This is a genomic window from Eubacterium sp. AF22-8LB (assembly GCF_003458715.1).
Classification (GTDB): domain Bacteria; phylum Bacillota_I; class Bacilli_A; order Erysipelotrichales; family Erysipelotrichaceae; genus Holdemanella.
Genome location: NZ_QRVI01000008.1, coordinates 39,691 through 57,295, shown reverse-complemented (window position 1 = coordinate 57,295; position 17,605 = coordinate 39,691). Strand labels below are relative to the sequence as shown.

General features: G+C 33.8%; 20 protein-coding genes and 1 riboswitch. Of the genes, 16 read left to right on the top strand and 4 right to left on the bottom strand.

Annotated elements, in window-relative coordinates:
• The first annotated feature begins 30 nt into the window (after positions 1–30).
• From DWY01_RS04600 to DWY01_RS04570, 7 genes are all read left to right on the top strand, one after another.
• Positions 31–1,725, top strand: coding sequence for an ABC transporter substrate-binding protein (locus tag DWY01_RS04600; protein WP_117993818.1), 1,695 nt, complete (start codon positions 31–33; stop codon positions 1,723–1,725).
• Positions 1,726–2,007: 282 nt separating this feature from the next.
• Positions 2,008–2,174: riboswitch (Lysine riboswitch) on the top strand.
• A gap of 82 nt (positions 2,175–2,256) precedes the next feature.
• On the top strand, positions 2,257–3,087 hold the full coding sequence (locus DWY01_RS04595) for a transporter substrate-binding domain-containing protein (protein WP_117993813.1): 831 nt from the start codon (positions 2,257–2,259) through the stop codon (positions 3,085–3,087).
• Positions 3,088–3,089: 2 nt separating this feature from the next.
• Positions 3,090–3,812, top strand: a complete 723-nt coding sequence (locus DWY01_RS04590) for an amino acid ABC transporter permease (RefSeq protein ID WP_117993808.1) — start codon at positions 3,090–3,092, stop codon at positions 3,810–3,812.
• A gap of 11 nt (positions 3,813–3,823) precedes the next feature.
• Positions 3,824–4,561 (top strand): amino acid ABC transporter ATP-binding protein, encoded by a 738-nt coding sequence (locus DWY01_RS04585; protein WP_117993804.1) that lies wholly within the window; start codon positions 3,824–3,826, stop codon positions 4,559–4,561.
• A 104-nt stretch (positions 4,562–4,665) separates the two neighbouring features.
• Entirely contained in the window at positions 4,666–6,204 is a 1,539-nt protein-coding gene (gpmI, locus tag DWY01_RS04580) for a 2,3-bisphosphoglycerate-independent phosphoglycerate mutase (RefSeq protein WP_117993800.1), read from the top strand.
• A gap of 85 nt (positions 6,205–6,289) precedes the next feature.
• Entirely contained in the window at positions 6,290–6,976 is a 687-nt protein-coding gene (locus tag DWY01_RS04575) for a response regulator transcription factor (RefSeq protein ID WP_117993796.1), read from the top strand.
• Positions 6,969–8,363, top strand: coding sequence for a cell wall metabolism sensor histidine kinase WalK (locus DWY01_RS04570; protein WP_117993792.1), 1,395 nt, complete (start codon positions 6,969–6,971; stop codon positions 8,361–8,363). Before DWY01_RS04575 ends, DWY01_RS04570 begins: the two co-directional genes overlap by 8 nt.
• On the opposite strand, the gene DWY01_RS04565 is transcribed toward DWY01_RS04570, so the two are convergent.
• Positions 8,360–9,370 (bottom strand): hypothetical protein, encoded by a 1,011-nt coding sequence (locus tag DWY01_RS04565; protein WP_117993788.1) that lies wholly within the window; start codon positions 9,368–9,370, stop codon positions 8,360–8,362. The two genes, DWY01_RS04570 and DWY01_RS04565, sit on opposite strands and share 4 nt — an antisense overlap.
• A gap of 135 nt (positions 9,371–9,505) precedes the next feature.
• On the opposite strand from DWY01_RS04565, the gene DWY01_RS04560 reads away from it, so the two are divergent.
• Complete coding sequence (locus tag DWY01_RS04560; protein WP_117993785.1) at positions 9,506–9,874, top strand: thioesterase family protein; 369 nt, start codon at positions 9,506–9,508, stop codon at positions 9,872–9,874.
• A gap of 8 nt (positions 9,875–9,882) precedes the next feature.
• Here DWY01_RS04560 and DWY01_RS04555 read toward each other — a convergent pair whose 3' ends face one another.
• Genes DWY01_RS04555 through DWY01_RS04545 form a run of 3 tightly spaced genes read right to left on the bottom strand, consistent with a single transcriptional unit; the run spans position 9,883 to position 12,492 of the window.
• Positions 9,883–11,526: a putative glycoside hydrolase gene (locus DWY01_RS04555; protein WP_158553652.1), complete on the bottom strand. Its 1,644-nt coding sequence runs from the start codon at positions 11,524–11,526 to the stop codon at positions 9,883–9,885.
• Positions 11,527–11,578: 52 nt separating this feature from the next.
• The gene (locus DWY01_RS04550; RefSeq protein WP_217292716.1) at positions 11,579–11,974 is read right to left on the bottom strand and encodes a VanZ family protein; all 396 of its coding nucleotides are present in this window, start codon (positions 11,972–11,974) and stop codon (positions 11,579–11,581) included.
• Complete coding sequence (locus DWY01_RS04545; RefSeq protein ID WP_117993779.1) at positions 11,971–12,492, bottom strand: HAD domain-containing protein; 522 nt, start codon at positions 12,490–12,492, stop codon at positions 11,971–11,973. The genes DWY01_RS04550 and DWY01_RS04545 overlap by 4 nt, the downstream gene beginning before the upstream one ends.
• 89 nt (positions 12,493–12,581) lie before the next feature.
• Here DWY01_RS04545 and rapZ point away from each other — a divergent pair, with 89 nt between their 5' ends.
• The 8 genes from rapZ to DWY01_RS04505 are packed head-to-tail and all read left to right on the top strand — an operon-like array spanning position 12,582 to position 17,551.
• Positions 12,582–13,442, top strand: coding sequence for an RNase adapter RapZ (rapZ, locus tag DWY01_RS04540; RefSeq protein ID WP_217292714.1), 861 nt, complete (start codon positions 12,582–12,584; stop codon positions 13,440–13,442).
• A complete protein-coding gene (gene yvcK, locus DWY01_RS04535; protein ID WP_117993770.1) occupies positions 13,439–14,386 on the top strand; it encodes a gluconeogenesis factor YvcK family protein in 948 nt (315 codons plus the stop codon). Before rapZ ends, yvcK begins: the two co-directional genes overlap by 4 nt.
• A 2-nt stretch (positions 14,387–14,388) precedes the next feature.
• A complete protein-coding gene (gene whiA, locus DWY01_RS04530) occupies positions 14,389–15,336 on the top strand; it encodes a DNA-binding protein WhiA (protein ID WP_117993765.1) in 948 nt (315 codons plus the stop codon).
• Positions 15,329–15,850, top strand: a complete 522-nt coding sequence (locus DWY01_RS04525; protein ID WP_117993762.1) for a hypothetical protein — start codon at positions 15,329–15,331, stop codon at positions 15,848–15,850. The genes whiA and DWY01_RS04525 overlap by 8 nt, the downstream gene beginning before the upstream one ends.
• Entirely contained in the window at positions 15,850–16,206 is a 357-nt protein-coding gene (locus DWY01_RS04520) for a NusG domain II-containing protein (RefSeq protein ID WP_117993757.1), read from the top strand. The genes DWY01_RS04525 and DWY01_RS04520 overlap by 1 nt, the downstream gene beginning before the upstream one ends.
• Entirely contained in the window at positions 16,203–16,712 is a 510-nt protein-coding gene (locus DWY01_RS04515) for a Gx transporter family protein (RefSeq protein WP_117993753.1), read from the top strand. The genes DWY01_RS04520 and DWY01_RS04515 overlap by 4 nt, the downstream gene beginning before the upstream one ends.
• A complete protein-coding gene (locus DWY01_RS04510) occupies positions 16,699–16,947 on the top strand; it encodes a TIGR03905 family TSCPD domain-containing protein (protein WP_199519874.1) in 249 nt (82 codons plus the stop codon). Before DWY01_RS04515 ends, DWY01_RS04510 begins: the two co-directional genes overlap by 14 nt.
• Positions 16,940–17,551, top strand: a complete 612-nt coding sequence (locus DWY01_RS04505) for a hypothetical protein (RefSeq protein WP_117993745.1) — start codon at positions 16,940–16,942, stop codon at positions 17,549–17,551. Before DWY01_RS04510 ends, DWY01_RS04505 begins: the two co-directional genes overlap by 8 nt.
• The last annotated feature ends 54 nt before the right edge of the window (positions 17,552–17,605 follow it).

The following is a 17,605-nucleotide window of genomic DNA, read 5'->3' as shown; positions in this document are numbered from 1 at the left end:
TCATATTTTTAAATTGAGAGGGTGATGTGAATGAACAATAAGATTATGAAGACAGGATTAGCAGCAATGATGGCTGCTAGCTTAGTGGGATGTTCATCTTCATCAGGTGATAATTCGAATAACGTTTTGACCGTTGGAATCAATGCACAGATGAATGGTGTATTTTCACCACTATATTATGAAAGTGCATATGATGCTTATGCGATCAATTTGATTTATCAATCGATGCTTCAGTATGATGAAAATGAAGAATTACAGCCGGTTTTGGCTAAGGAACTTCCTACAATTAGTGATGATGGAAAAACGGTTACTTTTAAGTTGAACAAAGGTATTAAGTTTTCCGATGGATCTAAGCTTACATCTAGTGATGTAAAATATTCATTTACAGTGTTGGCGGATCCTAGCTATACAGGAAGATTTTCGAGTGATGTCGAAAATATTGAAGGTTATAAGGAATATCACGATGGAGATGCCACAGAATTAAGTGGAATTGAGACACCAGATGATTATACGGTTGTTTTCCATATGACACAGCCAAGAATTGATGCAGTAACTACTTTTGGTACTCGTGCTATTTGTTCGGATACACAGTATAAATACAAAAAGGGACATATATCTAAAATTGAAAAGGATACTTCTAATCCGATTGGTAGTGGAGCTTATAAATTGAATAAATATTCAAAGGCGACAGGTGCTAGCTTTGTTCGAAATGAGAACTTTAAAGCTAAAAAAGGAGAATACTCAATTGATAAGGTTATTATCAAGGTGTGCAGTACTTCTACTGAGTTAAATGAACTTCAAAAGAGAAATGTAGATTATTTACCTGAGAGTGCTGACCCAACTAAGATTGGTCAAGTCAGTTTAGATGATAATTTGACATTTAACACATATCCACGTGCATCAGAGGGTTATGTATACTTTAACTGTGCAAAAGGTCCTACAGCAGATCCTGCGGTACGTAAGGCTTTAGCGTATGCGATTGATCGTCAAGGTTTTGTCGATAGTTTCTTCTCTTGGGAAAAAGCTAGTAAAGAAGCAAAAAAAGAAAAACTTGCCTTTGTACCAGCTGTATTTGCAAACCCAGCAAGTGCAGATTTAGGAACTTATATTCGTGGCGAAGAGGCTTTGGATGGCCTTGAAACTTATGAATTTAATGAAGATAAGGCAAATCAAATCTTAGATGAAGCTGGATGGAAAATGGCAGATGATGGCTATCGCTATAAAGATGGACAAAAATTAAGTGTTCGCTTCATGATTGCGGAAGGTTCTAGTTCATTAGAAACTTTGATTCCTATGATTGAAAAGACTTATAAAGATATTGGTGTCGATTTAAAACAGACAATTCTAGAATTTAACTCATTATTGTCAAAAACAACAGATGATAGTGCGTTAGGCGAATGGGAAATGAGTTGTCTTGCGATGAGTTTTACTGGTGTAGCTAATACAGATTTAAATTCCATGTTGAAAACAGGCGATGTAAATAATTATGCAAGACTATCAGATAGTGAATTGGATTCATTATTGAATGAAGCAATGTATACAACAGATGAAGCAAAATCAACAGAGCTTTACAAACAGGTTATGATTAAGGAAAATGATTTATTGCCATATTTAGCATTGTATGGAAACCAGAACTTCAATTTATATAACAAGCGTGTTAAGAATATGAAGACAGGTCCAATTCATAACTGGTCACAAGCAATGGATACAGCTACGTTAGATTAAGGATGTACATAAGTACATTCTTTTTCTTTGGACAAAAAAAGGGGTGAGTCTAATTATGTGACTCACCAAAGAAATAGGAATATATGAAATAAACAGACTGATTATAGGAAAGGGTTATATGTATTGGGTTGATTTCTGTTTATTTCTGATTAAAGGATAATCCTAAAAACTTAAAGGAAGCTTAAAGAAACTGTGAAAATATTTACAAGTTTATGAAAAAATGTAATTTTTTTCTTGACACTATGTATATGTTGAGTATAATAAGCACTATAAAGTGAATCGAGTAAAGATAGAGGCAGCATTGCATCAGAGTAGAGTATGGAGTTGGCAGACTGTGAAGTGCTTGAAAGGTAACCAATGCCGAAAGAAGTAAAATGGCAATTTTATTTCTTGGGGTTATAAGGAATACTTATAACACTCCTTCGTCAGGAAGAGGCGTTATCTTATAGTTAATGAGATATTTTTTAGCTATGTGGTATGTCGCATAGCTTTTTTCTATTCTTTGCCGATTAGAGAAGGAGAAAAAGAAATATGAACTTTAAAAAATTAATGGCATCTGCCATGGTATGTGCTTTTGCACTAACAGGATGTGGATCAAACACAGCTACAACATCAGAAGATAAGGACACATTTGTCGTAGGAATGGAATGTGCATATGCTCCATTTAACTGGCAAACATCTGAAAAAACAGATACTTCTGTAAAATTAGGAAAATCTGGATATGCGGATGGATATGATGTTCAAATCGCAAAAAAGATTGCGAAAAAATTAGGAAAAAAATTAGTCATTAAGAAAACTGCATGGGATGGATTGATTCCAGCTTTAGAGGGTGATGAAATCGATGCGATTATCGCTGGTATGACTAAAGATAAAACACGTGAAGAAGGTGCTGACTTTACAACTCCATATTATGATTCAAAGGGAATGATCATGATTGTTCGTAAAGATGGTGAAGAAGCTGGATATACAGATATTCAACAATTTACTGGAAAAAACATTGTTGGTCAAAAATCAACAAACTATGATTCAGTTATTGATCAAATTAAAGGTGTAAATCACGTAACACCAAAGGCTACTTATCCTGAAATGGTATTGGCTTTACAACAACACGAAGTGGATGGAATTACTGCTGAAATGGCAGTTGCCAAAGGTGTTGTAGAAGCAAACCCAGACTTAACAGTCGTTCAATTCGCAGATGGACATGGATTTGATTGTGATACAACAGTTTCAATCGCATTAAAAGAAGGTTCTCGTGATTCTAAATTCTTCAAGAAAGTTCAAAAAGCATTAGATAGTATTACAGATGAAGAACGTGAAGAAATGATGGAACATGCAGTAGAAAACCAACCAACAGAGGATTAATTATGCGTATTGATATTGCGAAAGCTTGGAACATATTTGTTCATAACTTGCCTCTTTTCCAATATGGAATTGAGATGACTTTGTTGTTCGCATTTGTTGGTACGTTTGCAGGATTTGTCGTCGGCTTATTAGTCGGCGGCATTCGTGCGATTGAAATCAATGAATATGATTCAACGGGTATTAAAGTTTTAAAAAGAATAGGTAGAATCATTACGGGATTGTATATTTGGGTGTTCAGAGGTACACCAATGATGGTTCAAGCTATGTTTATTTACTATTTAGGAAAACCTATGATTGGATGGACTCCGATTACAGCAGGTTTGATTATTATTTCAATCAATACAGGCGCTTATATGGCTGAAATTATTCGTTCTGGAATTCAGTCTGTGGATAAAGGGCAAAATGAAGCTGCGATGTCTTTAGGTATGACAACGACGCAAACTTTGATGTATGTTGTATTTCCTCAGGCCATTAAAAATTCATTTCCTTCTATTGGAAACCAATTGATTGTAAATATCAAGGATAGTTCAATGTTGAATGTTATTACGGTAACTGAATTGTACTTCCAGACAACATCTGTAGCAGGAAGTAACTATCGTTATATTGAAACGTTTATGGTTTCAGCAGTTTTATATTTAATTTTAACAACACTTGCTTCTTTCTTATTGAATTATCTTGAAAAAAGAATGGATAGCGAAAGCAGCATGAAAGATTTCTGTAGTTAGGAGGCGCGTTTATGGAAACAATTATTCAAATTCAACATCTCCAGAAACATTTTGGAAATCTTAAAGTATTGAACGATGTAGATTTCGATATTCATAAAGGAGAAGTGGTTACGATTATTGGGTCAAGTGGATCTGGTAAGAGTACAATGTTAAGATGTGTAAACTTATTAGAAAGAATGGATGGAGGCCATGTTTTATATCATGGCAAAGACATTCTAAGTGGTCAAATGGATGTCAATGAATATCGTTCTAAGGTTGGGATGGTGTTTCAAAGCTTTAATTTATTCAATAATTTGACTGTATTAGAAAACTGTATGTTAGGGCAGATTCGTGTCTTGAAGAAGTCCAAAGAAGAAGCAAAGGCTACGGCTTTAAAATTCTTAGATGAAGTAGGAATGAAAGAATTTGCGAATAAACCTAGTACAAAATTATCTGGTGGACAAAAACAGCGTGTTGCGATTGCGCGTGCTCTATGTATGGATCCTGAAGTGTTATTGTTTGATGAGCCAACAAGTGCATTAGACCCAGAAATGGTTGGCGATGTTTTAGATGTAATGAAAAAGTTAGCTGATGAAGGTTTAACAATGGTTATTGTGACACATGAAATGCAGTTTGCCAGAGAAGTTAGTGATCGTGTTATTTTTATGGATAAAGGTGTTATTGCTGAACAGGGAACGCCTGAACAATTATTTGAACGTCCTCAACAGGAAAGAACACAACAGTTTTTATCTCGTTATCAAAGCCGTTAATCGGCTTTTTTCTTTTTGTGAAAAATTTCATTTGTTGAGACGAGTTCATTGAAAAAAGGCCTAGTTAGTGTTATATTATTATCGATTAATGGAGGAAAAATACAATGGAAAAAAGACCAGTAATTTTGGTTGTTATGGACGGTATTGGTATTCGTGAAGACAAGAAGAACAATGCTGTTGCGTTAGCCAATAAACCAACACTTGATAAATTGTGGGCAGAATGTCCACATACACAACTTCGTGCTCATGGACTTGCAGTAGGACTACCTACGGATTCAGATATGGGTAACTCAGAAGTTGGTCACAATGCATTAGGTTGTGGACAAATTTACTCTCAAGGAGCTAAGTTAGTAAACGAAAATATTGAGTCTGGAGAAATCTTCAATTCTAAAACTTGGAAAGAATTAGCTGAAAATGCAAAAAACAGCAAAATGCATTTCATCGGTCTTTTAAGTGATGGAAACGTACACTCAAACATTTCTCACTTAAAGGCTTTGATTAAAGAAGCTAAAAACGAAGGTATTAAAGAAGTACGTATTCATGCTTTACTTGATGGACGTGATGTTCCTGCAACTTCAGCTTTAGAATATGTAAATGATATTGAATCATTTATGGCAGAATTAAATGATGATAACTTCCATGCATGCATCGCTAGTGGTGGTGGACGTATGCAAATCACAATGGACCGTTATGAAGCTGACTGGTCTATGGTAGAACGTGGATGGAAAATTCATGTAATGGGTGAAGGAAGACAATTTGCTTCAACTACAGAAGCTATTGAAACTTATCGTAAAGAATTAAATGTTGTTGACCAAGATCTTCCAGGATTTGTTATCGCAAAAGATGGTGCGCCAGTTGGAACTATCGATGATGGTGATAGCGTAGTATTATTCAACTTCCGTGGAGACCGTGCTCAAGAAATCTCTTTAGCATTTGATGGAGATGCTTCATTTGATAAATTTGACCGTGTTAAAGTTCCAAACGTTAAATTTGCAGGTATGTTACAATATGATGCAGACTTACAAATTCCAAAGAACTATTTAACTGAACCACCAAAAATTAAATACACTTTGACTGAAGAGTTATGTAAACATGGTGTACGTGAATATGCAATTAGTGAAACACAAAAATATGGACACGTTACTTATTTCTGGAATGGTAACCGTTCAGAAAAATTTGATGAGTCTTTAGAAACTTATGTAGAAATTCCAAGTGATGTTGTTCCATTTGAACAAAGACCTTGGATGAAGGCTGCTGAAATCACAGATAAATTATGTGAAGCAATTGAAAGTGGAAACTATGATTTTATCCGTACAAACTATCCAAACGGTGACATGGTTGGTCACACTGGAAGCTTACCAGCAACTATCATTGGTGTTGAATCAGTAGACTTAGAACTTGCACGTGTTATTGAATCTGTTAATAAAGTAAATGGTATTTTATTAGTAACAGCTGACCACGGTAATGCAGATGACGAAAGCAAGACAAGCCATACTTTAGCACCAGTTCCATTCATTGTTTATAATGCTGAATGTGAATTAAAAGAAGGCGATGATTTAGGATTGTCTAACGTTGCAGCAACAGTTTGTGACTTCTTAGGATTAGAACCAAACGAACACTGGAACCCATCTTTAAAAAAATAATTTAGATTATTAGGAGTAATGTTAAAAAAACTTTACTCCTTTTTTACTTGTGTTCGTGATAAAATGACAAAAAGAGGTTAATTTTATGGAACGAGTTTTAATTGTGGAAGACGATGAAAATATTCGTCAATTATTGAAGTTGACATTGGCTAGTTTTAATTATGAGCTAGTAGATTTTGAGAATGGGCAGGATGCATATGAGTATCTGCAAAACAACAAAGTAGATTTAGCCATTTTAGATTTGATGCTTCCAGGAATGAATGGATATGATATCTTAAAATTTATTCGTTCAAAGGCATCTTTAAAAGATTTACCAGTTATTATTTTAAGTGCAAAAGATAAAGAACTAGATAAAATCATGGGATTGGATCTAGGTGCAGATGACTATCTAACAAAACCATTTAGTGTGTTAGAACTAGCGGCGCGTATTCGATCATTGTTAAGAAGAAGTAAAAAGGATGAGCGTATGATTCAAATTCATGGCTTATGCATTGATTTAGATAAAAGAACGGTATCGATTGATGAACATCCTGTTGAATTAACATTTAAAGAATTTGAGCTTTTGAAATATTTAGCTAAAAATGAAGGAAGAGCTGTAGCTCGTGAGGAATTGATCAATCAAATCTGGGGATACGATTTTATTGGGGAAAGTCGAACATTGGATGTACATATTAATTCATTGCGAAAGAAAATGGGATCTGAGTATGCACATTGGATTCAATCGGTTCGCCAAGTTGGATATCGCTTTGTAGTTGGAGATAACGATGCATAAGAAGATTGTTCATTCTTTTTTAATGACTTTTTTGATTTCCTTTACGCTTGGTTTTGGATTACTTTATGTTAGTTTATATAAAGCATCTATCGCACAAGATCGAGGCTATTTGTTTGATACAGTTAAACTGATAAAGAATCTTGAAATTGATGAATTGAATAGGACTCGTTTGGGTGATACTTTTAAATCGGAGGGTATTCGAATTACAATTATTAAGCGTGATGGTAAAGTTTTATATGATAACTATAAAGGAAAGATTACAGAAAAGCATTTGCAGCGTGAGGAAGTAAAGCAAGCTATTGCCGAAGATACAGGTACATGTATACGTCATTCGGATACAATGCAACGCTCTTATTTATATGTTGCGGATTATGAATCTGACAATCAAACGATTGTTCGTTTAGCAATGCCATTTGATGGATTAAGCCAATCCATTTCAATATTATTAGCTCCATTTATTTTTAGTATATGTATTTCATTTATGGTCGTTTTTATTTTATCTAAAAGAATGGCGGATGAAATTGTTGAACCTTTTCAAGATATTACGAATACAATCAATTCAACAAATATATCAGAAGATGTTTTATCATTTGATAAATATGATTATCCAGAATTGTATAAGATTACAGATGCATTGACAAATATGTCAATGGAAAATAAAAAGTATTTGGAAAGATTGGGAAAAGAAAAGAAGGTTCGCCAGGAGTTCTTCAGCAATGCTAGTCATGAATTGAAAACACCACTTACTTCCATTCGTGGATATACAGAATTGATTCGTTCACATACCATTCAGGATAGTGCTCAGATTGATACATGTTTAGATTGTGTTTTAAAAGAAAGTGATCATATGACACAGCTAATCAATGATATTTTAACGATTTCTAAATTAGAAACTGAAGAGATGCAAGTCACCTATTCGCATATTCAAGTAAAAAAATTATTGGATTCGGTTGTTGAAACATTAAAGCCTCAAATTGAGGAAATGGATTTGAAGGTTTATGTGAATGCGACAGATTTTACTGTGTTTGCGAGCTTAGATCATATTAAGGGTATTTTCTATAATTTGATTTCAAATGCGATTAAGTATAATAAATCAAATGGGCGTATTGACATTGAATTAAAAAAGAATCAAAAGAACATGTATTTTAGTGTGGAGGATACGGGTATTGGAATTGCTAAAAAAGACCAAGAACGTATATTCCAAAGATTCTATCGTGTAGATAAACAACGTTCAAAAACAATTCCAGGTACGGGCCTTGGATTATCGATTGTAAAGCATGTTGTTTATTATTATGAGGGTAAGGTTCATTTAACTTCAAAGGAAAATATTGGTACAAAAATTGTGGTTGAACTGCCTATTATTGTAAAAGAGATCCCAGAGAACTAGTCTCTGGGATTTTGTGCATATTCTTGTTCTGATTTCAATACATGGATTGCGAAGATAAATAAAATGGCTACTCGAATGATGTCTACAATCACAAAGAAAATGAAGACACGGATAGAATATTCATTTGATTGATAATAGTCCATAAACTTTGGTAAATAAAGCATGATACGAATGATTTCACCTAACATACAGCAAGCAATAATCTTTTTTGTAGCCTTCTGGTTGTAGTACATATAGAACAATGGAATCGTCCAAATAAAGGCTGTGAAAATACAGAGCATAAAGATGTCTTTTGTTGCAAAGACTTTCTGCATATCCAAACTTTCAAATAAGTTTGATAAAATTTGAATAAGGATAGGGAACAACATTAGTTCGCCATAAATGATAATGCCTAGTCGAATGGAAAGCTGTGGTAATGTCATTGGTGCTTTTTCAGTGACATATTCATCTTCTTGATCGCTTTCCTCGAATTCTTTTTCATATTTATCTTTGATTTTTTCATAATCTACATTTTTGGTTTGTTTTTCTACCCAATCATCATCTTCATCGTCCAATTCAATTGTGTGATCATAATAAATCTTACACCAGCGATTGTGTTTTAAATAGCCTCCAATCTGGCAAAGAACAATAGTCTTGATCAGCATACATGCTATTAGAACAAAGAAGGGAAGGAGCATACTTAGATTGGTCATCAGCATTTTGACTGGAAAATAAATAAGTAAAAGACTGATCACAACGTCAATCCAATATAGGATTTTAAACCATTTTTTACCGGCAGATAAAAGAATAAAGGTTATGCCATATAATAAAATTTGTCCTGTTCCTAGTTTTATTAGCATGGATTTGAATGCTGAATTATCTACTTTTAAAAATTCCATACTGGAAAATAGATAGGCCATGGCCAAGAAATAGATACATAATAATATGAAATAAAGAATAAGGTGTATTGTGATTTTATGTTTTGCTTTTTGATATAGGATTAGGTTTTCTTCTTGTTTAGAATACATACATCGACCTACTTTCTATCATGGAATATATTTGATGCATCCATATAATATATTTTATCATATATCGTTTAAAGTGATGAAATACATTGTCAATATTTTAACTATGGATTAATATATTTACGGAGGATAACGAACATGGAATTAAAAACAATTAGAATTCAACGTGTTGTTGAACAACAAAATTTAGCTTCTGTGATGAAAAGTGGATCGTTAGATGTTTTGGCAACGCCACAAATGATTGCTTGGATGGAAGAAGCAGCTTGTCTTTGTCTTGACTTAGAAGAGGGAAAAACAAGTGTCGGAATTAGTATGAATGTGTCACATGATATGGCAAGTCCATTGGGGGCAACAATTACAATCGAAGCTAAAATGATTAATGTGGATGGACGTAAGATTGATTATGAAGTACAAGCCTTTCAAGATGGTAAGTCAATTGGAAAAGGTGTACACAGTCGATTTGTGGTTGATGCAGAAAAATTCTTGGCTAAAACTTATAAAAAATAAAATGGGTTTTAATGAAACCCATTTTTAATTTTATTAATATCGCTTTCGTCACCACTTACTAACCATACCATATAGTCAGGTTGTTTGTTGTCTTTTAAACCTTTGATTTGCTGCTTTAGTTCTCTTGAAGTCATGTCGTACCCTTGAATCCATGTTCTATATTTAGGTGCATGTTTTATTCCTTTTAATTGAACATTACTTATTTTGGTGAAAGCAGCTAGAGTATCATAAGGGGCTTGAACAGGATCGACAATTCCGAAACTTCCTTTAGCAAAGTGATCTAGATAAGGCATTGGCGAAACAACATCAACTACATTCGCAATAGCAGGAAGGAATTGCCCAATATCTTGATCGTCACAGGCTACGATTGGCCATGCGAAGATATCTGCTGCAACATAGACACCTTTTGGGGATAATTCTTCTTTGGCATATTGTAAAAATCCTTGAACAGCAGCCACTTTACTTTCTTTATACGTATTATGAAAATCAAGATTGATTTCTGAAGTTGCAGTTCCATCTGGGAAACGTACATAGTCAAATTGTATTTCATTAAATCCAAGATCAGCACATTCTTTTGCGATAGCTACATTATACATCCAAGCCTTTCTTGAATAAGCGCTTGGCCAATATTGATTGTTGTAGACAACAAGGTTATCGTGCTTATCTGTCAAAGATTCTTTTGGATTGTCTTTTGCAAACACAGGATCTTTAAATGCGACAATACGACTTACACAATAGATACCCTTCTTTCTATATTTTTTGATTATTTTTTTTAATTCTTTTTTTGAAACAACAGTATTTCCAACCGCTAAATCAGGATCTGACAGATACTCATCACATACATTACTGTCATAAAAGATGGAACCCTCATCATTTTTGGCTTCTACAATGACGGTGTTTATTCCTTTTAGATTTTCAATATAGCTTTGGTTGTTAACAAAATTATTCATAGAAACATGAATAGCCTTTACTGTATCTGGCATTACATTACCTTTATAGGATTGTTTCTTTTGAGGCTTATAGTCCACTTGTGAGATATAAGCATCTTTTGCGTATCCATCCTTATAATAGTCATCCCAATATGTAGAGTAGGAAATATTATTTGTGTAATTTTTTAAGGCTAGTTTTTTTGATGTTTCAACATACTCTCCACTCACATAATAAGATTTATTATTTTTTGAAATCTTATACCATCTGATTTTTCCTGTTTTTTCATCCCAATCATTTTGATCGATGGAAAGAACTTTGATTTTTTCTCCTTTTTTTACGATAGCCTTACTTAATTTACCACCCTTGCTTTCTCGTAGGTTAACAAGTCTTCGACAATATACATAATCGGTTTGTATAGCATCTTCAAAATGTTTCGTTAAATTTTTATTATTAACTGTGAATTTATTTTTATTGTATACGATAATTGAAGTCTTATCTTTCTTTTCGTAGACCTTGACCTTTGTTCCTTTAGGAATTTGAACCTTGTCTACAACAGCCTCACCATCTTCAAGATAGGTTTTGTATACCGTTAAAGTATTTGCTGAACACTTGATATAGCGTGTTGGATGTAGCACGACGGTTGCGGTAAACAACAAAAATAAAAAAGCTACGGTAATGGAGAAAATGCATATTATTTTTTTATAAAAAATACTCTTTTTCATTTTAATCACCATTAAAATCGTAGCATAAAACACTAAATTGTCAATTTTTCGCCTAATTATGGGATAATTTGAGCTTTATAAAACCAATGTTTAATAAAATTAGGGATAGTGCACCACACGTATCAATTCCAACATCTGTAATCTGTGGACTTCTACCGGATACGAAAGATTGATGCCATTCATCGCTACCTGCATATAGAATACATGTAATCAAGGCAAATACGGCATAATGTTTTATACCATAGCTTTTGTACATGTTGCATGTGTTAAAGCCTAAAAGAGCGTAAATTGTAAAGTGCGCAAGCTTACGAATGGTATACATGGAAAAGGGTATGAATTGTAAAAACCAAGCGCTGGTTTGAGTGGATTGATCTGCATTTTGGGATGAGAAATAAAAAATTAACATCATATTACAAAGAGTGAGTATAGTAAAAATATATTTTTTCAATGAGAAATCTCCTTTTGTTGAATGAACAAGGCATAATCGGCCTTTTTAAAATCTTGTTCGATAAAAACATTTCGAACATAAATAAAATGATAGTCAAATACGTTTGACATGTCAAAATCATCTAATATAACATAGCTAGTAACGTGCTTTTCTCTTAAATAATTTTGAATGGCTTTTGTTCGTGGTGAAATGGATGGGGTGGTTCCTATGATGTATTTGCCTAAATCAAAGATGTCAAACATAGCTTTAAGCTGATCTAATGAATATACTAGTCGCCAAGAGCTAGTGATGATAATTTGAGCATCGTATTTTTTTGTGAGTTCTTTAATATATTGAATACTTTCTTTTGAAAAACAATGATAGACTTGGTTGACAAGATATGCGTTAAGTGTGGCGATTTTAGGATGATTCAATTCTTTAGCTAGAATATGTGGTAAATTATAATCTAATTGGTATGACTTTTTTCTTCGATGAGGGTTTATAACACCATCAATATCGAGAAATATACAGGGCTTCATATGTGTACCTCCTTATTTATTATATGATAGTCAAAAATTGTACTCAAGTTCAAATATTGGTATAATCATAGAAAGAAGGAAGTGGGATCATGGAAAATAAAATTGTTCTTGTGACAGGTATGTCAGGTGCAGGAAAATCGAGTGCAATGAATGCACTTGAAGATTTGGGATATTATTGTATGGATAATTTTCCTAAAGAATTATTAGATAATTTGGAAGATTTATTAAGAAAAGATGAGTCACACTATAAAAATGTAGCCTTAAGTGTTAGTGCCATTGATTATCAGGCTTTTGTTAGTTACTTTGAAAATATAAATAGGGATCTACAAATTTTATTTTTAGATTGCAGCGATGAAGAGTTGTTGTTACGTTATCGATTTACACGAAGACAACATCCGATGATTGTGAATCATTTGGCTACAACTTTAGAAGATGCCATTGAAGTAGAACGTGATTTTTTGGATCATTTACAGGAAAATTCACAAAATACAATTCATATTGACACAACAAAATTGAGTACTTCTGCTTTAGCAAGTCGAGTACTACATCGTTTTAAGAGTGCAAAAAGAAGTGTGTTTACAGTAACCTTCCAATCTTTTGGATTTAAACATGGTGTGCCATTAGATGCAGATATGGTTATAGATGTTCGCTTTTTGCCAAATCCATTTTATGATCCTTTGTTGCGTGACAAAACAGGAAATCAAAAAGAAGTTTACGATTACGTTATGGATAAACCTGAAACGCAGGAATTTATTGTTTATTTAAAAAATTATTGTGACTTTGTCTTCTCTCAATATGAGAAACAAAATAAATCACATATGATTGTGGCAATTGGCTGTACAGGTGGACAGCATCGTTCTGTGTCGATTTGTAACTGGCTATATGATATGTATAAGGAAACATATCGTTGTTTTAAATCGCATCGTGACATTGGAGTGGATGAAGAATGAAAAAGATAGTAGTAATTGGTGGTGGAACCGGACTATCCAGTATGCTGATGGGAATGAAGCGTTTGGAGGATGTTGACTTAACGGCTATTGTAACAGTTGCGGATGATGGTGGAAGTACAGGAAGAATCCGTGATATATATAATGTACCTGCTGTGGGGGATATTCGACATGTTTTATGTGCAATGGCTGATGAAGAGGATGAAGGTTTTTTTGCAGATTTATTAAACTATCGTTTTGAAGGGAACGAAGATGTGGGAGGACACAATCTAGGAAATTTGATATTTTTGGCAATGATCAACACAACAGGTTCTTTTGTGGGTGCTATCGAATCTATATCGAGAGTCTTAAATGTAAAGGGAAATATTTTACCGAGTACTCTAGATGTTGTTACTTTGTATGCCATGATGAAGGATGGAACATTGGTTCGAGGCGAAAAGAACATTCCTACTGTATCTAACAGTATTGACCATGTTTTTTATCAAGATTATGTACATGCTTATAAGCCGGCAATTCAAGCCATTGAAAATGCGGATCTTATTATATATGGTATTGGATCTTTGTATACTTCGATTATGCCAAATTTAATTATTAAGGATATTTCAAGGGCAATCGAAAAGAATCCATGTAAAAAGATATATTTTTGTAATGCTATGTCACAACCAGGAGAAACAGATGGATATACAGTACAGGATCATATTCGTGCTATTGAGAAGCATTCATTTAAAAATCCGGTAGATTTAGTTGTGGTGAATAAATCTAAGTTACCAAAGGAAGTTTTAGATATGTATGCTGCACAGAATAGTTATCCAATTTGTATTGGAAATGAATCGGCAGACTATGCTATTATACAAAGAGATTTGTTGTCTTTGGATTCTAAAGGACGTATTCGACATGATCCAATGGCAGTGAAACAAGTTGTTGAAGAATTGATCAAGGGGGTATAGACTTGTCCTTTACGAGTGAGATCAAAAAAGAAATTTGTAAAGAAGAAATCGATGCTCAAATGATGAAGGCACAATTATGTGCCCTTTTTCAAATGCGAGCAAGCTTACATATGAATTGGCAAGGAATGTATTTATCTTTTCAAACGGAGAATGCAACGATTGCTAAGCATGTTTTTCAAATTATGAAAACATTGTATGATGTAGATCCTCGTCTTTCTGTATTAAAAAAGATGAAGCTGAAGAAAAATAACATTTATCGTATCCAAGTATTTGATAAGGCCCAACAAATCTTAGAGGATCTACAGATATTGACGGATTCAGGTTTACGCTATACACCAAGTGTGAAAATGGTTCGGTCTGAAAAAATGGCTCGTGCCTATCTGCAAGGATGTTTCTTGGCAAGTGGAAGTATTAATTCTCCTAAATCGAGTAATTATCATTTAGAGATGTCGAGTCAGGAAAAAGACTTGACATTAAGCGTTCAAAAGCTGATGCAACGTTTTTATTTGCCGGCCAAGGTCATTGAAAGAAAAAGCGTATACGTAGTTTATATCAAAGCGGGAGACAAGATTGCAGATTTTTTACGGTTATGTAATGCATCAAACGCTTTGTTTGAATTTGAGGATTCTCGTATTCAAAGGGATTTTTATAATCAAATCACACGTTTAGATAATTGTGAGGTTGCCAATGAAGTCAAAAGCTTAAAGGCGGCAAAGGCACAATTAGAAGCGATTGAGTTTTTAGAAGCGCATTCTAAAAATATTGTGATTCCTGAAAAAATCATGCATGCGATGCAAATACGTAAGATGCATCCAGAAGCGAACCTAAACGAATTATGCATAGAGTGTAAAAATGAATTTGGGGAAGATATTTCAAAATCCGGTATGAAGCATCGTTTGGCAAAAGTGAAACAGATGGCGAAGGATTTAAAGGAGGAATTAGATGCTTAAAAAATTAGGGATTGTAGTTCTAACCTTATTATTGTGTGGATGTTCAAATGGGGTCCAATTGAAAAAACAAATGTTTACAATTGAACTAGGAAAGGATATTTATGCCAACCCAGCCTTGTATTTAAAGAATTCTACGTATTCAAGTCGTTTGAGGGTAGTATCCAAAAGTGTTGGTATAGATAAAAAGAATAATCGTTTTATGACAAGCGGAATGGATTATCTTGTGGTAGGTGAGTATGATTTTGCGATACGCGATGGAAATAAAGAATACCCATTTGTGATTAAGGTTAAAGATACGATGCCACCTGTATGTGCAAGTGATGTAAGTGAGATAAAGGTTGGTGTTGGTCAGAATATTGACTGGAATTCATATTTTCATGCAACCGATCTTTCAGGCGTTACCTTTGAAGCAAATATAGATACTTCGAGCGCATCCACACAGAATGTACAGGTTAAAATTAGTGATCGTTTTGGAAATTCAGTTACGAAAAATGTTAGTGTGGTCGTAGAGTGATGAAAAAGGCAGATAAAATTCTTATTGTTTGCATCATGCTCTTATCTGTAGTTCTATGTGTTCCGTTGTTTTTTACTAAGAATGTGAATGCATATGCTAGTGTATATGTTAAAGAAAAACAGGTGCTGCGAATAGATTTGACAAAAGATAAAACGTATGTTGTAGATGGAAAATTAGGAAAAGTATATATTGAGGTCAAACAAAAGAAGGTTCGTGTAAAACAGGAGAATAGCCCACATCATTATTGTTCAAAGCAAGGCTTTGTTTCGGATTCAAATGTTCCTATTGTATGTTTACCAAATGAAACGGTAGTGAAGATTGAAAAAGAAACAGGGCAAGATACGGTGATACAATGAATGTAAAAAAGAGTGTGATTTTAGCTTTCTTAGTGGCTGCAGGTATTTTGTTGCAGCTTTTGGAAAGCTTTGTGGGCGTGTTTATGATTGTCCCTGGATACAAGATTGGTCTTGCTAATATTGCAGGATTGTTTGCCTTATATATGTATGATGAGAAATCTATGGCTTATGTATCATTGCTTCGAATTTTCTTATCGAGCCTAATGCAAGGTACTTTGTTTTCTGTTTCGTTTTGGTTGTCTTTAAGTGGAGGCTTATTAGCTTGCTTAGCCATGATTATAGCCTATAAGAGTAAAGTTTTTTCAATTTATGGCGTCAGCATATTAGGGGCAAGTTTCCATAATATAGGTCAGGTGATTGCGATTACTTGGATCTATCAACAGTATTTTATGCAGCTGTTTCTGCCGATTCTTTTGGCATTATCTATTGTGAGTGGTATATTAATAGCTGTAATATGTAAAAAGGTGTTAAACCACATAAATGGAGGTTCTTATGGAAAAATATAGTTATACACCAAAAGGTGTTTGTAGTCGTCAATTTAATTTTGAAATTGAAGATGGAATTATTCAAGGCTTTGAAGCTATTGGCGGGTGCAATGGAAATTTAAAAGGCATTGGCTGCTTATTGAAAGGTAGAAGTGTGGATGAGGTTATTGAGACTTTATCTGGCGTAAAATGTGGTAATAAGCCAACATCATGTCCAGATCAAATCGCGTGTGCACTTAAGGCATATCGTGGCTGATCATTATCTGGGGGCTTTAAAAGAAATTGAAAGACGTGCTCAAAATAATATTTTAGTATTTTCCGATGTATTAAGTGAACGATTGGATGTTGTGGCTGAAAATATGGTTGCTAATCCAATGTCGGATAATGATTTTTTGAAATTGTACGAAATGTATTATACGCGGTTTTCAAAAGAAAAAAATACGGATGGAATGTTGTTTTGTTTAATGAGAATGCAACAGGTTATTTACTTTAAAGAGCATAAGGATAAACAGAATGAGCGTATTCGACTGGAATTTGGAGAAGGATATGATTCAATTACAAAGGCGTTTTTATCTCGTAAAAGAAATTATTATCAAATCTATTTAGATTTGTATTTTAAATTTTTTATTGCTGCGGATACAGCCGCTTATGTTGTACTTCTAATGCTATTTGTTCTTTTATTCCATGTTCCGTTTAAAATTTCATTTATCGTTCTTATGATTTGTTGGGCACTAGTATTGGTGTTTGCGAAAAAAAGAGGGATTTATTCTTACTATGAAGCTCGGATTCAAGAGCTTTCACAAGATTTGAATCGTGTTTTATTAAAGGTGGATCAGGGCGTTTTTTCAAAAGTCGAGTAATCGACTTTTTTGTTTTTTAAATTTTTTCACAAGTTAACTTGTTAAATATATCAC